The sequence below is a fragment of the Candidatus Benthicola sp. genome (assembly GCF_058719085.1).
On record NZ_JBZQEK010000037.1, the window covers coordinates 24,092 to 37,040 of the forward strand.

General features: G+C 67.5%; 17 protein-coding genes. 10 read left to right on the top strand and 7 right to left on the bottom strand.

Annotation, left to right across the window (positions count from 1 at the left end; genetic code table 11):
- Positions 1 to 15: 15 nt before the first annotated feature.
- The 4 genes from AC36XV_RS03030 to AC36XV_RS03045 all read left to right on the top strand — a co-directional run bounded on the left by AC36XV_RS03030 (position 16) and on the right by AC36XV_RS03045 (position 2,118).
- Positions 16 to 408, top strand: a complete 393-nt coding sequence (locus AC36XV_RS03030) for an AtuA-related protein (RefSeq protein ID WP_492202197.1) — start codon at positions 16 to 18, stop codon at positions 406 to 408.
- On the top strand, positions 405 to 1,175 hold the full coding sequence (locus tag AC36XV_RS03035) for an enoyl-CoA hydratase/isomerase family protein (RefSeq protein WP_492202198.1): 771 nt from the start codon (positions 405 to 407) through the stop codon (positions 1,173 to 1,175). Before AC36XV_RS03030 ends, AC36XV_RS03035 begins: the two co-directional genes overlap by 4 nt.
- A gap of 67 nt (positions 1,176 to 1,242) precedes the next feature.
- A complete protein-coding gene (locus AC36XV_RS03040) occupies positions 1,243 to 1,917 on the top strand; it encodes a hypothetical protein (RefSeq protein WP_492202199.1) in 675 nt (224 codons plus the stop codon).
- A gap of 21 nt (positions 1,918 to 1,938) precedes the next feature.
- Positions 1,939 to 2,118 (top strand): hypothetical protein, encoded by a 180-nt coding sequence (locus AC36XV_RS03045; RefSeq protein WP_492202200.1) that lies wholly within the window; start codon positions 1,939 to 1,941, stop codon positions 2,116 to 2,118.
- Positions 2,119 to 2,184: 66 nt separating this feature from the next.
- Here the strand turns inward: AC36XV_RS03045 and AC36XV_RS03050 are convergent, their stop codons facing one another.
- The 3 genes from AC36XV_RS03050 to AC36XV_RS03060 are packed head-to-tail and all read right to left on the bottom strand — an operon-like array spanning position 2,185 to position 3,194.
- Positions 2,185 to 2,403 carry a hypothetical protein gene (locus tag AC36XV_RS03050; RefSeq protein WP_492202201.1) on the bottom strand — a complete coding sequence of 73 codons (219 nt, stop codon included), beginning with the start codon at positions 2,401 to 2,403 and terminating at the stop codon, positions 2,185 to 2,187.
- 29 nt (positions 2,404 to 2,432) lie between these two features.
- A complete protein-coding gene (locus AC36XV_RS03055; RefSeq protein WP_492202202.1) occupies positions 2,433 to 2,633 on the bottom strand; it encodes a hypothetical protein in 201 nt (66 codons plus the stop codon).
- A gap of 18 nt (positions 2,634 to 2,651) precedes the next feature.
- Positions 2,652 to 3,194, bottom strand: coding sequence for a TlpA family protein disulfide reductase (locus AC36XV_RS03060; protein ID WP_492202203.1), 543 nt, complete (start codon positions 3,192 to 3,194; stop codon positions 2,652 to 2,654).
- A gap of 129 nt (positions 3,195 to 3,323) precedes the next feature.
- Between AC36XV_RS03060 and AC36XV_RS03065 the strand changes: the two genes are divergently transcribed.
- From AC36XV_RS03065 to rpmA, 6 genes are all read left to right on the top strand, one after another.
- Positions 3,324 to 4,613, top strand: a complete 1,290-nt coding sequence (locus AC36XV_RS03065; RefSeq protein WP_492202204.1) for a RecQ family ATP-dependent DNA helicase — start codon at positions 3,324 to 3,326, stop codon at positions 4,611 to 4,613.
- Positions 4,614 to 4,655: 42 nt separating this feature from the next.
- On the top strand, positions 4,656 to 5,828 hold the full coding sequence (locus AC36XV_RS03070; protein ID WP_492202205.1) for a hypothetical protein: 1,173 nt from the start codon (positions 4,656 to 4,658) through the stop codon (positions 5,826 to 5,828).
- A 136-nt stretch (positions 5,829 to 5,964) separates the two neighbouring features.
- On the top strand, positions 5,965 to 7,182 hold the full coding sequence (locus AC36XV_RS03075) for an acyl-CoA dehydrogenase (protein ID WP_492202206.1): 1,218 nt from the start codon (positions 5,965 to 5,967) through the stop codon (positions 7,180 to 7,182).
- A gap of 248 nt (positions 7,183 to 7,430) precedes the next feature.
- Positions 7,431 to 8,969: an Rne/Rng family ribonuclease gene (locus AC36XV_RS03080; RefSeq protein WP_492202207.1), complete on the top strand. Its 1,539-nt coding sequence runs from the start codon at positions 7,431 to 7,433 to the stop codon at positions 8,967 to 8,969.
- Positions 8,970 to 9,068: 99 nt separating this feature from the next.
- Positions 9,069 to 9,680, top strand: a complete 612-nt coding sequence (rplU, locus tag AC36XV_RS03085) for a 50S ribosomal protein L21 (RefSeq protein ID WP_492202208.1) — start codon at positions 9,069 to 9,071, stop codon at positions 9,678 to 9,680.
- 2 nt (positions 9,681 to 9,682) lie between these two features.
- Positions 9,683 to 9,937, top strand: coding sequence for a 50S ribosomal protein L27 (gene rpmA, locus AC36XV_RS03090; protein ID WP_492202209.1), 255 nt, complete (start codon positions 9,683 to 9,685; stop codon positions 9,935 to 9,937).
- Between the two features lie 95 nt (positions 9,938 to 10,032).
- On the opposite strand, the gene AC36XV_RS03095 is transcribed toward rpmA, so the two are convergent.
- The 4 genes from AC36XV_RS03095 to AC36XV_RS03110 all read right to left on the bottom strand — a co-directional run.
- Positions 10,033 to 10,812, bottom strand: coding sequence for an enoyl-CoA hydratase/isomerase family protein (locus AC36XV_RS03095; protein WP_492202210.1), 780 nt, complete (start codon positions 10,810 to 10,812; stop codon positions 10,033 to 10,035).
- Between the two features lie 15 nt (positions 10,813 to 10,827).
- The gene (locus tag AC36XV_RS03100; protein WP_492202211.1) at positions 10,828 to 11,697 is read right to left on the bottom strand and encodes a 3-hydroxyacyl-CoA dehydrogenase family protein; all 870 of its coding nucleotides are present in this window, start codon (positions 11,695 to 11,697) and stop codon (positions 10,828 to 10,830) included.
- Positions 11,694 to 12,212: a GNAT family N-acetyltransferase gene (locus tag AC36XV_RS03105; protein ID WP_492202212.1), complete on the bottom strand. Its 519-nt coding sequence runs from the start codon at positions 12,210 to 12,212 to the stop codon at positions 11,694 to 11,696. The genes AC36XV_RS03100 and AC36XV_RS03105 overlap by 4 nt, the downstream gene beginning before the upstream one ends.
- Positions 12,209 to 12,949 (bottom strand): enoyl-CoA hydratase/isomerase family protein (locus AC36XV_RS03110; protein ID WP_492202213.1); only part of this gene is annotated, 741 nt, incomplete at its 5' end. The genes AC36XV_RS03110 and AC36XV_RS03105, both read right to left, overlap by 4 nt.

Genomic DNA, 12,949 nt, shown 5'->3' on the forward strand with positions numbered 1-12,949 from the left:
GCGAAGAGGCGCTCCATGAAGGTACCGCTTTCGCGCATCGCGTTCGCCCGATCGGGCGACAAGGGCGACACGGCCAACGTAGGGGTCATCGCGCTCGCTCCGGCGGCGTACGAGCACCTGCTCGGGGAGGTCACTTCCGAGCGCGTGCGAGATCACTTCTCGGGCGTCTGCCGGGGAGCCGTCGAGCGGTTCGAGCTTCCCAACCTTCTCGCTCTCAACTTCCTGCTGCACGAGTCCCTCGGCGGGGGTGGCACGGTCTCCCTGATGCTGGACGCCCAGGGAAAGACCTTTGCCGCAGGGCTTCTGAACCTCGAGGTCGAGGTCCCGAAGGAGGTTGTGGCCGAATGCGACCGGGTGGTCGCCGGAGAGATTCCGGGTCGCCCGGCGGAAGAGGAGCGCACCGGATGACGATCGTACGCTCGAGGGTGGATGAGAGCAGCGGGGTCGCTTTCGTCACGCTGAACCGGCCGGAGCAGCGGAATGCGCTCGACCAGGCGCTGGTCGAGGCGCTGAAGGACGAGCTGGCCATGGCCGAAGCGGACGAGCGGGTCCGGGTGATCGCGGTGGAGGGCGAGGGAAAGGACTTCTGCGCCGGCGCGGACCTGAGAGAGCTCGAGGCGGCCGTGGCGGCCGGTGCCGAGGCCAGCCTCGCCGAGGCACAGGCGCTCGGCGACCTGTTCGTGCTCATCCGTCGTCTCGAGAAGCCCGTCGTGGCCCTCGTGCACGGAAGGGCTCTCGCCGGAGGCGCGGGGCTGGCCACGGCCTGTGACCTCGTGCTGGCGGCGGACGATGCGAAGATCGGCTACCCGGAGGTGCGGCTCGGCTTCGTGCCGGCGATGGTCATGGCCATCCTGCGGCGGTCGGTCGGGGAGAAGACGGCTTTCGAGCTCATCTCCCTGGGCGAGCCGATCGATGCGGAGACGGCTCTTCGCCACGGGCTCGTGAACCGGGTCTATCCTTCGGCGGACTTCCGCGCCGAGGCCGGTGCATTCCTGGTCGAGCTGGCCACCCGGAGTGCGAGTGCGCTGGGGCTCTCGAAACGCTTGCTCTATCAGATCGACGGAGCCAGCTTCGAGGCAGCCATCCGGACGGGGGCGCAGGTCAACGTGATCGCGCGCCTCACGGAGGACTGCCAGGAGGGCGTCCGCCGCTTCCTGGAGGGCAAGCGAGATTGACGGCGTGGCGACCAGGCTCGGCTGAAGCCGGGCTCGACCCTGAACACGAAGACACGGAACGGAGCACATGAGCGATCCAGGTGCAGAGCCGGCCAACGCCGCGAATCGGGCATCCCCGATCGGGCTGGGACTGGGATTTCTCGGGCTACTGGCCGCATTTGCCGGAGTTTCCTGGGTGCAGATGGGCACGACCCTCGGCATTCAGGGCGGCATTCTCCTCATCGTGGTGGCACTCGGCTTTCTCGCTGTGGCGATCGGAGGCCACTCGTACGGGCCGGAGGTGGAGGGCTCTCTCGATCTGTCCTCCCGGTTGGGCCTCGGGCTGCTCGGCGGCGTCCTCGGTGGACTCGCGCACGGGCTCGCCACCGAGGTCATCGGCTCGGTCGGGCTGACGATCCTGCTCGGAGTCGGGATCGACGTGGACCTCTCCGCGGGAGAGTACCTGCTGCGGGCCGTGTACGGTGGGGCCTGGGGACTCGGTCTGGGGCTTCTGTATCCACTCGTCCCGGGCGCCACGTTCGCCGGGAAGGGGGCGATCTTCAGCCTGATTCCCAGTTTGTATACGCTCCTCGTCGTCTATCCGGTGTTCCTCGGATTGGGCCTGCTCGGCGTCCGACAGGGCCTTCTCGCCTTCCCTCTCGTCCTCATCGGAAACGCGGTCGCCGGCCTGGTCGCCGCCTGGGTCGTGGCCTGGGGTCGCGAGACGGACATCGCGCCGGTCAGCGCTCCTCTGGTCGACTGAGCCGTCCCGGACACCCGCGAGGTGACCCCTCCAGCCCGGTACTGGCTTCGGATCCAGCTCGTGATGGGGGTGGTCGGTGGTGTCATCTGGTATGTGGGCGTGCTCCTCGACACCGAGTTCGTGTCGGGTCTGGGCGTAGGGATCCTGCTGTCGGCGCTCGGCCTTCGACTCGTCCGCCAGAGGGCCGATCGGGACGCCTGAACCGAAGGAGGACGCGGCGGCGTCCGGGCCACCACGTCCTCCCGCCGGAAACGAGGCCCTCTCGCCTCAGTCGTTGACTCTGCAGCCGTCCAGGCAACCCTTCTTCCACTCCTCGCATGCTTCCATGTCCAGCCAGCCCAGCGTCTTCTTGCAGCCGACGTGGATCGCGTCGCAGTAGGTCATGCACCAGGACCTGTCCGCCGCCGCGCCAGCGGGCGCCGGCGACGGAATCGCGATCGCGATCGCCGCGAGGGCGCCGGTCACCAGGCCGATTCTTCTCCACATGTGCGCCTCCTTTCTTCGAGCACCCCGGTTCAGAGCGACGCGATGTTGCATCCGGCCAGGCAGCCGAGGATGTACCAGGTGCAATTCCATGAGTCGATTCGTTCGCAATTCTCCGCGGCTCTCTCGGCACAGTAGTCCTGGCACTTCGCGGGTCCGGCCGCTTCCGCCGCCGCGGCACGCGGTGGCACCGACAGAGCGGCGAGCGTAAGCGCGAGGAATAGTCTTCTCATTCGGACCTCCTTTCGAGGTCATGGGGTTGAGGAAGAAGCTCGAGGGCTCAGCCCCTCGAGCACCGTCTCCTCCAGGGGACCGGAATGCCGTGCGGCGAGTCGGCCCTCGCGATCGATGACGAGCGTCGTCGGGACGACGTCGATGCGAAATCGGCGGGTGAAATCCTGCACGTGCTCGGGCACGGAAACTCGGGCGCCCGGCAGGTGAGCGGCCGCGTACGCAGCGGCGGTGCCGCGATCTTCGAGTCCGACGGCCGTGACGCGCCACCGCGGATCCTCGGTCAGTCGTTGCCATCCCGGCAGCGCTCGAGCGCAGGCCGCGCAGGTGGAGCGAAACACGAAGACGATCTCGGCCGACTCCTTCTCCCCGAGGAAGATCGAGTCGCCGCTTCGGGCGTCCAGCAGCGCGGGCAGATCTCGCAACACTTCGCCCGGGTCGAGCACCGAGCGATCCGCGATCCACGGAAGCACCCGTTCGTGGACCAGAAAGGAAAGCGCGAGCACGGCCGTCACCGCCACCAACCCGTCGAGAACCCGGTCCCGCCACCCGCGCTTGGCCATCTCGCTCCTCCCTTCCGGTCCGGCACGCGGCGGGAGGTTGTCGGCTTGCGCTCATCGGGGCGTCAACCCGAGGGCATTTCGCCGACGCCCCTTTGACCGTCCGGTGATGCGCGCGCGGAATCTTCCACCGTGGCACATCGACACGCAGGATTGCACGGCAACGTGTCCTCAGACGGCCTCGACGGTGCCCTGCGACACCTGTACGGGCTCGGCGAGTTCCGCTCGCGGCAGCGTCCGATCGCCTCGGCCATGCTCGAAGGCCGGGACGTGCTGGCCGTCTTGCCCACGGGCGCCGGGAAGTCCATCTGCTTCCAGCTGCCGGCCCTGATGACTCCCGGAGTGACCCTGGTGGTGAGTCCGTTGATCTCCCTCATGCGGGATCAGGTGACTGCGCTGCGGCAGCGGAACCTCCCGGCTGCGGAGCTGTCCTCCGCGGTCGGTGCCCGGGAACGTCGGGAGACGGAGACGGCGCTTTCGGAGGGGCGTCTGCGCCTGCTCTATGCCTCACCGGAGATGCTCGAGGGAGCGCGATTCCTCGAACTGTGGTCGCGACGTCCGCCGGCCCGGATCGTCGTCGACGAGGCACACTGCATCTCCGAATGGGGACACGATTTCCGGCCCTCGTACCGTCGTATATCCAGCTTCGCGAAGCGGCACGGCCGCCCGCCGATCGCCGCGTTCACGGCCACCGCGACCCCGAAGACGCGACGGGACATCGAAGAATGTCTCTGTCTCCGATCTCCCTTCCGCGTCCTCGGGTCCGTCGACCGACCGAACATTCACTGGTCCGCGGTGCGGACCCGCTCGAGGCACGATGCGACGGAGCACATCGGGGCCGCCGTACGGGCGGCCCTGGAAGCCGGTCGTGGCGGTGCGGCCCTCGTCTACGTTTCCACCCGGTCCGGAGCGGCCTGGCTGGCGGAAACGCTGCGTCGCCGCGGCCTCCTCACAGGCTACTACCACGCCGGCCTCGAAAGCTCGGCCCGGCGGATCGTCCAGGAGCGGTTCCTGTCCGGTGAACTGAAGGTGATCTGTGCGACCAGCGCCTTCGGGATGGGCATCGATCACCCCCGCATCCGCCTGGTCTGCCACTGCGGGGCGCCCGCGGCCCTGGAATCGTACGTTCAGGAGGCCGGACGGGCGGGCCGGGACGGAGGAGCGGCCGCCGCCCGACTCTTCGTCACGCCGCGGGACCGTGCGATCCAGAGGGCGCTGATCCGCGCGGGCCCCTCCGGCAACCGGAAGAGCCGCCGACGAGCGTCAAACCGCCTGCGCCGGATGTTTGGCTATGCAGGCACACGGCAGTGCCGCCGGGCGTACATCGCGGACTACTTCGGCGAACCGCCCCCCAGGTGCGCGGGGTGCGACCGTTGCTCGGGACGGGCAACGGTGGCGGGCCCGCGAGCATCTACCGGGTGATCGATCAGTCGAGGCGTTGGCGACCCAATGGGGAGGTCTTCCATGAGGAGTTGGACAGGGATTCGATCGCTGGGCACCACGGTCCTTGCGACCGCGGGGCTGGCATTCGCGGGGCCGCTGGATCTGCACGCGCAGCGCACCGTGCCACTCGGAGAGCCGGCGGCATCCTACGCCGAGCCGTTCAGTCTGGTCGGGGGCATCCGCGAACTGGAGGATGGACGGGTCCTCGTCTCGGATCCTCTCGAGGAGGCGCTGTATGCGCTCGATCGCGACCTGACCGTCGCCCGGACGATCGCTCGACAGGGCCAGGGGCCGGACGAGTACCGACAGCCGGACGGCCTCCTCGCGTGGCCCGGCGACTCCACGCTCATGCTCGATCTCGGCAACGGCCGGATGACGATCGTGGGTCCCGACTACGCTTTCGCCCGTACGATTCCCGTCGTGCAGCAGGAGGGGATGGGACTGGAGATCATCATTCCCGAAGGCGCGGACCGGTCCGGCTTCCTGTACTACCAACCCCGGGGAGATGGCGTGATCCGGGACACCGCCGACGTGGTGCGGTGGAACCCCGACTCCGGCGAGGGGCCGGTGCCGGTCGCGCGGATCAAGCTCACCGATGTGGAAGAGAGCACGTCGGGAAGCGGGGGCAACATCGAGCAGAGGGTGATGCCGGTCCCGCTGAGCCCCGAGGATGGGTGGGCCGTGGGCCCGGATGGCTCGGTGGCCATCGTGCGAGCGGCCGACTACCACGTGGAGTGGGTCCGGCCGGATGGCAGCGTCACTTCGGGACCGGCGGTGCCGTACGAGCCGGTCCCGATACGCGAGGCCGACAAGGAGGAATGGGCGGAGGCGATCGCGGCGAGCGGAATGATGATGATGGTCACCAACGAGAACGGCCAGATGAACGCCAACATGCGGCGCGGGGGAGGGCGCACACCGGCCGTGGATCGCTTCGAGTGGCCCGAAGTCAAACCGCCCTTCGTTCCGGAGTCCGTACGCATCGATCCGCTCGGCTACATCTGGGTCGAGAGATACGTCCGTGCGGGTGATCCTGCGGTCTTCGACGTGTTCGACGGATCGGGTCGGCACGTGGCGGAAGTGATGGCGCCGGCTCGCAGCTCCCTGCAGGGATTCGGGGCGGGAACTCTCTACCTCACGCGTTGGGATGACCTCGGCTTTCGCTGGCTCTCGCGGTACGAGCGGCCCTCGATCTGAGCCCACGGATCGCGGTTTCCCGGGAAACCCCCGCGCGGTACCTTCAGGCGGTCGGCGCTCCTCGGAGCGTCGCCCGCTTCTACAGGCATACCCATAGCCCGGCGGCGCCGGTTCGCCCGTGCCGGGGAAGGCGCATATGACTCAGTTCGACCTCTATCTGGAAGACCACCACCTCATGCTGCGCGACATGGTTCGCGAGTTCGCCGAGAGCGAGATCGCGCCGGTCGCGGCGGAGCTGGACGAGCACGAGGAGTTCCCGTGGGAGAACGCCGCGAAGATGGCCGAGCTCGGCCTGTTCGGCATTCCATGGCCGGAGGAATACGGGGCCGCCGGAATGGATCTCATGGCGTCGGTGATCGTGTCGGAGGAACTGGCCCGGGTCGACGCCAGCCACTCGATCACGGTGGGGGCGCACACATCTCTCTGCGGCACGCCGATCTACCGGTGGGGAACCGAGGAGCAGAAGCGGACCTACCTGACTCCCCTGGCGAGCGGCGAGGTGATCGGCGGTTTCGGGCTGACGGAGCCGGGCTCCGGCTCGGATGCCAGCGGGATGCTCACGACGGCGGTCCGCAAGGGCGACCGCTACGTCCTCAACGGTCAGAAGACCTGGATCACGCATGGGGGGGTCGGCGAGGTCTTCGTGGTGGCGGCGGTCACCACCCCGGGCGCCGGGAACCGCGGAGTGAGCGCGTTCATCCTCACCAAGGACACCTGCGACCTCGAGCGGGCGCGGGAGGTCGGCTTCGGACATAGCGAGGCGCTGGAGCCGATGCCGGGCTTCACGGCCGGCGACAAGCTGCGCAAGCTGGGCTGGAACGCCTCGGACACCCGTGAGCTGATTCTCGAGGACGTCGAGGTCCCGGCCGAGAACCTGCTGGGGGAGCTGGATGACGGGTTCCGGGTCTTCCTCGACACGCTCGACGGGGGGCGGATCGGAATCGCCGCCCATGCGGTCGGTCTGGCGCAGGGGGCGTACGAGCAGGCGCTCCGCTACACGAACGAGCGGGAGCAGTTCGGGAAGAAGATCAACCGCTTCCAGGGCATACAGTTCAAGCTGGCAGACATGGCGACGCGCATCCATGCCGCGCGGCTCATGACGTACCACGCGGCTCGGCTCCGGCAGGAGGGAAGACCTCACAAGCGGGAAGCATCGATGGCGAAGCTCTTCGCCTCGGAAGCGGCGATGGACGTGACCATCGAGGCTGTCCAGTTGCACGGGGGATACGGGTACTCGCGTGAGTATCCGGTCGAGCGCATGATGCGTGATGCCAAGATTCTCGAGATCGGTGAGGGGACGAGCGAGATTCAGCGCATGGTCATCGCCCGTGAATTGATCGGCGACCTGGCCTGACCGGAGTCCGGTCGTACCGGGGGGAAGACTCGGTAGCCGCGACCGTCGGTTTGCCGTAGATTAACCCCTGGTTTCGGGGCCGTTCGCACCAGATCGCGGCCCCGTTTCTTATGAATGTAGAGCTGTGAGCGCGTCCGGCCGGACTCGGCACGAGTCCGAGCAGGGACGCCTCTGATCTTGGCCGCTCGCGCCATCGCGCCGGCGGCTGCGCCCCGCCGGGTCGGGGCAGACGGGACAAGACGGGGAACATGCAACGCGAGATCGTCATCAACGCCCTGGGCAGCGAGTCCAGGGTGGCCATCATCGAGGACGGCCGCCTCTCCGAGCTCATGAACGAGCGATCGGACGAGGACCGTATCGTCGGGGATCTGTATCTGGGCCGCGTGGAGGCCGTGCTGCCCGGCATCCAGGCCGCCTTCGTGGACATCGGTACCGAAAAGTCAGCCTTCCTGCACGTCTCTGACGTCTCCGAGGTCGAGGACGAGGACGACGAGAACGGGGGTGGCAACGGAGGCCGAAACGGCAACCGTCGCAACCGTAAGTACCCGCCCATCCAGGACATGGTGGACCGTGGGCAGGAGCTCCTCGTGCAGGTCACGAAGGAGCCCATCGGGACCAAGGGCCCCCGGGTGACGACCCAGATCTCCCTCCCCGGCCGGTTCATCGTCTACATGCCGGACTCCAACCACGTCGGCGTGAGCCGGAAGATCGACGATCGCGAGGAGCGGGCGCGCCTCCGGAAGATGGCCCGGGAGGCGATCGGCCGGGACCAGGGCGGCGTGATCATCCGGACGGTCGGCGAGGAGCTCACGAAGAAGACGCTGGTCAACGAGTTCAAGTCTCTCCGTCGCACGTGGGAGAAGGTGCAGCGGCGGGTCGCCTCGATGAAGGCTCCCGCGGCCGTCCACCGGGAAGCGACGCTCACCTCCGGGATCATCCGGGACCTGTTCAGCGAGAAGGTCGACTCCCTGACGGTCGACTCGGAGGAGCTCGCACACGAGATCCGCTCGTACCTGGGGCAGGTGAGTCCGGAGCTGCTGGATCGAGTCAAGCTCTACCGTGGCGATGTGCCCATCTTCGACGAGTTCGGGATCGAGGAGGACATTCGGGCGGCCTTCCGTCGACGGGTCGATCTGAAGTCCGGCGGCTACATCGTGATCGAGCACACCGAGGCCCTGGTCGCGGTGGACGTCAACACGGGCCGTTACACGGGGAAGAAGGACCCGGCGAAGACGATCGTGAAGACGAACATCGAGGCAGCAGCCGAGATCGCCCGCCAGCTGCGTCTTCGGGATGTCGGTGGGATCATCGTCTGCGACTTCATCGATATGGATGAGGAGGAACACCGCAATCGCGTGGAGCACGAGATGCGCAGCCATCTGGGCCGCGACCGCGCTCGGACGAAGGTGTTCGGGATCTCGGAGCTCGGTCTGCTCGAGATGAGCCGGCAGCGGGTGCGTCCCAGCCTCATCCAGACCGCCACGCAGCCGTGTCCGAGCTGTGAGGGGACGGGTCGGGTGCTGGCGCCGGACACGGTGGTCCGGCGTCTCGAGCGTACCATTCGCAGGGCCCGATCGAGCGGCGAGAAGAGGGACCTGACCGTGCGCGTTCACCCGGAAGTGGCGCTGTACCTGCTCGAGGAGGAGCCGCGTTTCCTGAAGCGCGTCTCGTCCGAGCTCGACATCGAGCTCGACATCCGGGACGATCCGCTGATGGGGCACGACGAGTACAAGCTCCTGGCGGGTCCGGCGGACACGGATGTCACGAGCAAGTACGCGGTCGCGTGAGGGCCCGACCCGGACGCTCCGCCCAAATTGACACTATCGGTCAATGGTTCTAGTTTACTGGGCTACGGATCGATACGGACCCTGATTCAGAAGACGAAGATGTACGCGATATTCGAGGCCAAAGGAAAGCAGTTCCGAGCGGAGCCGGAAGCGACGCTCCGGCTCCCGTCCCTGGATGCCGAGCCCGGCGACCGGGTGACGTTCGATCACGTCCTGCTCGCCGGACGGGAAGACGAGATCATCGTCGGTCAGCCCTCGCTCGACGGTGCTGCCGTGGCGGCCGAGGTCATTCGACACGGCCGCGACGACAAGATCGTCGTGTACAAGATGAAGCGGCGGAAGGGCTATCGCCGCAAGCAGGGACACCGACAGGGCTTCACCGAGGTGCGGATCCTCGAGATCGACTTCGGAAAGGGCAAGTCGGTTCCGCACGACGCGGCAGCTCCGAATACGGAGGAGAAGCCGGCGCCGAAGGCGGACAAGCCCGTCAAGGCAGAGAAGCCTGCGAAGGCCGGGAAGCCGGCGGTCGAGGCCCGCGAAGAGGAGGTCGAGGTCTCGGCGGCTCCGGTGGAGATCGAGGCCACGGACACCGCGCGGGCGCTGGCCGAGGAGACGGGGATCGATCTCACCACGATCGAGGGAACGGGTAAGGACGGCCGTATCCTCAAGAGTGACGTTCAGAAGGCGATCAAGGAACGCGACGAGGCGTAGTCATGGCGCATAAGAAGGGTGTAGGCTCGAGCCGAAACGGGCGTGACAGCAACCCGAAGTATCTCGGGATCAAGAAGTACGGTGGCGAGCGCGTGCGCGCCGGACACATTCTCGTGCGGCAGCGCGGCACCAGAATCCACCCGGGCCTCAACGTCGGGCGGGGCAACGACGACACGCTGTTCGCCCTTTCGGACGGCGTCGTGCAGTTCGCCGATCAGCGAGGTGGCCGCAAGATCGTCAGCATCGTCGAGAGCTGACTCCGGCCGCACACGAGGCGAATGGAAGGCAGAACGGCCCCGACCTCCGAGAAGGTCGGGGCCGTCTTATTTCCTGTGGCCAGCCAGCCGGTCGCCTACCGCCCCTTGAAGTCGGGCTCGCGCTTCTCGAGAAAGGCCCCGACGCCCTCCTCCTTGTCCTCGGTGGAGAACAGGAGCCCGAACCAGGCACGCTCGAACTTGAGGCCTTCGTCCAACGGCATTCTGCGAGCCGCCAGGATGCTCTCCTTGGCCGCCTGCAGGGCCACCGGTGACTTCGCCGCGATCGTGCGGGCGATCTCGAGCGTCTTCTCGCTCAGTTCCTCGGACGGGAACACGGAGTCGACGAGGCCGATGTCGAGCGCCTCATCCGCTCCGATCAGAACGCCCGACATGATCATCAGGGCGGCCCGTCCCTCGCCCACCAGCCTCGGGAGGCGCTGGGTTCCTCCCCCGCCCGGTATGATGCCCAGGTTGACCTCCGGCTGTCCCAGCTTCGCCCGGTCCGAGGCGATCCGGATGTCGCACGCCATCGACAGCTCGCAACCGCCGCCCAGACAATACCCGTTGATCATGGCGATGATCGGTTTCGGGAAGTCCTCCATCAGCGAGTAGATGTCGCTTTCCTGCATGGAACGGTATTGCTCGACGGCACCGGCGTCCTTGAATTCGCCAATGTCCGCTCCGGCGATGAAGGCGCGGTCCCCGGCACCGGTGATGACCACGACCCTCACGTCGTCATCGTGCCGCAGCGCTTCGAGGGTCTCGAACAGAGACTCCCGCACCTCGCGGTTCAGCGCGTTCATCTTGTCCGGTCGGTTGACCGTGAGGAGGCCGACCCGGCCCTCCAGCTTCTCCAGCTTGAGCACGTCACTCATATCCCTTCCTCCGTGTCACCACGAGTAGAATCCCTGGCCGCTCTTCCGTCCGAGCTTGCCTTCCTCCACCATCCGCTCGAGCAGGTCGGGAGGTCGGAACCGCTCGCCCAGCTCGGCGTGCAGGTAGCGGGCGATCCGAAGCCTGACGTCCAGCCCGACGAGGTCCGTGAGCCTCAGCGGCCCCATCGGATGCCGATATCCGAGTTCCATCGCCCGGTCGATATCCCGGGCGGATGCCACGCCCGTCTCCAGCATCCGGATCGCCTCGAGGCCGAGGGCGACCCCGAGCCTGGACGAGGCGAATCCCGGCGAGTCCCGAACGATGATGGGTTCCTTGCCCAGCGCCTCGACGAACGCGGTGGACCGCTCCACCACGCGCTCGGACGTTCGATCTCCCCGGACCACCTCGACCAGCGCCATGATGTGGACCGGGTTGAAGAAGTGGAGACCGACCACGCGCTCGGCTCCCGGAATCCCTTCGGCGATCCGGCTGATGGACAGCGAGGACGTGTTGGAGGCGAGGATCGATGCCGGTGGCACGAGCTCCGCGAACTCGGACAGGACCCGTCGCTTGAGCTCCATGTCCTCGGGCACGGCCTCGATGACCAGCTCGGCATCCGCGGCGGCCTCGGATGCCTCCCCGGTCGCCACCACGAGGTCGAGCGCCGCGCCGCGCGCTGTGGCCTCCAGCTTTCCCAACTCCACGGCCCGGTCGAGGTTGGCCTCGATTCGGGCCATCGCGTGTCGCCGAACCGACGCGTCGATGTCGTACAGCCGGGTGCGGAATCCCGCCATGGCCGACACCTGCGCGATGCCGTGGCCCATCGTTCCGGCCCCGATCACCGCCACCGGTCCGGTAGGATCGGGAAAGGTGTCGCAGCTCACGGAAGCCGCCGTCCCGGGTCGGAGGGGTAGTCCCACTCCACGGGTCGCCGGCGGATGACCGCGATGGCCTCGAAGCCGTGCTCCTCGGCCAGCTGGTTCGCCAGCGACGCCATCGCGCTCACGAAGAACCGGACCTCGGTCAGCTCACGTTCCCGCGCCCAGCGATAGGCCTCGTCGAGGAGCAGCTTCAGGTGTCCCCGCCCGCGGGCTTCCGGCCGCACGTACGGAGTCTGGATGCGCGCGTACAACGGCGGGTGGAAATACGGAGCGTTCTCCTCTTCGAAGCAGGAGAGCATGGCCTCCAGGCAGCCGTCCGCGCCCATCACCACGAACACGTCGGACCCCTCCTCCTGGATGTGTCGGGCGAACAGGGCCCGTCGCTTCCGGAGGGCGTCGGTCGGCATGTGCCGATAGGCCGGGTTGGCCCGGTGCACACGGATGTAATGGGCCCAGAGGGCCAGAATCTCGTCCAGATCATCGAGCGTGGCTCGTCGAACTGTGCTGTGGGGCGTCATGTCTCATCGACCTCCCGGGACGGATTGCCGAATCCCGGCTCTCTCTTCTGCACGAACGCTCGCGTTCCCTCCAGCGCGTCCGCGGAACGGAACGCTTCGTCCTGTGCGCGGACTTCGAAGTCCAGCATCTCCTCGAGGCTGGCCGATAGCGATCGTCGCAGGGCCTCCTTCGCCAGAGCCAGTGGAAGTGCCGGCTTTGCCACCAGGCGGAGCGCCAGATCGAGCACGGTCGATTCGAGCTCCTCGTGGGGAACCACCCGGTTGACGAGGCCGATTCGCTCCGCTTCCCGGGCCTCGATCATCTCGGCCAGGAAGAACAGCTCGGCAGCCCGTCCCCGTCCGACCAGTCTCGGCACGATCCAGCTGCCTCCCCAGTCCGGCGCCAGACCGATCCGATTGAAGGTCTGTCCGATCGCGGATCTCTCCGAAGCAATCCGGAGATCGCAAGCCAGGGCGAGGTTCGCCCCGCCTCCCGCCGCCGGGCCGTTCAGCGCCGCAATCACCGGCTTGGGCATCTCGAGGATCGACCGTATGACTCGGCGGCCCGCCGTGACCAGCAGATTGGCTTCCTCCCACGCCTGCCGCTCCAGCAGGTCGGCCATGTACGCCACGTCTGCTCCGGCGCAGAAGGCCCGGCCGCGCCCGGTAACGACCACGACGCGCACGTCCTCCCGGCCGGCCAGGGTCTCGAGCGCCTCCGCGATCTCCTCGCGCATGGCCCCGAAGAAGGCGTTGAG

What these genes read in the sequence shown, in the direction of transcription:
- AC36XV_RS03060 (WP_492202203.1), bottom strand. Translation starts at nt 3,194, where the DNA reads ATGGCCAAGCGCGGGTGGCGGGACCGGGTTCTCGACGGGTTGGTGGCG.
- AC36XV_RS03105 (WP_492202212.1), bottom strand. Translation starts at nt 12,212, where the DNA reads ATGACGCCCCACAGCACAGTTCGACGAGCCACGCTCGATGATCTGGAC.
- AC36XV_RS03035 (WP_492202198.1), top strand. Translation starts at nt 405, where the DNA reads ATGACGATCGTACGCTCGAGGGTGGATGAGAGCAGCGGGGTCGCTTTC.
- AC36XV_RS03070 (WP_492202205.1), top strand. Translation starts at nt 4,656, where the DNA reads ATGAGGAGTTGGACAGGGATTCGATCGCTGGGCACCACGGTCCTTGCG.
- AC36XV_RS03055 (WP_492202202.1), bottom strand. Translation starts at nt 2,633, where the DNA reads ATGAGAAGACTATTCCTCGCGCTTACGCTCGCCGCTCTGTCGGTGCCA.
- rpmA (WP_492202209.1), top strand. Translation starts at nt 9,683, where the DNA reads ATGGCGCATAAGAAGGGTGTAGGCTCGAGCCGAAACGGGCGTGACAGC.
- AC36XV_RS03040 (WP_492202199.1), top strand. Translation starts at nt 1,243, where the DNA reads ATGAGCGATCCAGGTGCAGAGCCGGCCAACGCCGCGAATCGGGCATCC.
- AC36XV_RS03095 (WP_492202210.1), bottom strand. Translation starts at nt 10,812, where the DNA reads ATGAGTGACGTGCTCAAGCTGGAGAAGCTGGAGGGCCGGGTCGGCCTC.
- rplU (WP_492202208.1), top strand. Translation starts at nt 9,069, where the DNA reads ATGTACGCGATATTCGAGGCCAAAGGAAAGCAGTTCCGAGCGGAGCCG.
- AC36XV_RS03030 (WP_492202197.1), top strand. Translation starts at nt 16, where the DNA reads ATGAAGGTACCGCTTTCGCGCATCGCGTTCGCCCGATCGGGCGACAAG.
- AC36XV_RS03080 (WP_492202207.1), top strand. Translation starts at nt 7,431, where the DNA reads ATGCAACGCGAGATCGTCATCAACGCCCTGGGCAGCGAGTCCAGGGTG.
- AC36XV_RS03050 (WP_492202201.1), bottom strand. Translation starts at nt 2,403, where the DNA reads ATGTGGAGAAGAATCGGCCTGGTGACCGGCGCCCTCGCGGCGATCGCG.
- AC36XV_RS03075 (WP_492202206.1), top strand. Translation starts at nt 5,965, where the DNA reads ATGACTCAGTTCGACCTCTATCTGGAAGACCACCACCTCATGCTGCGC.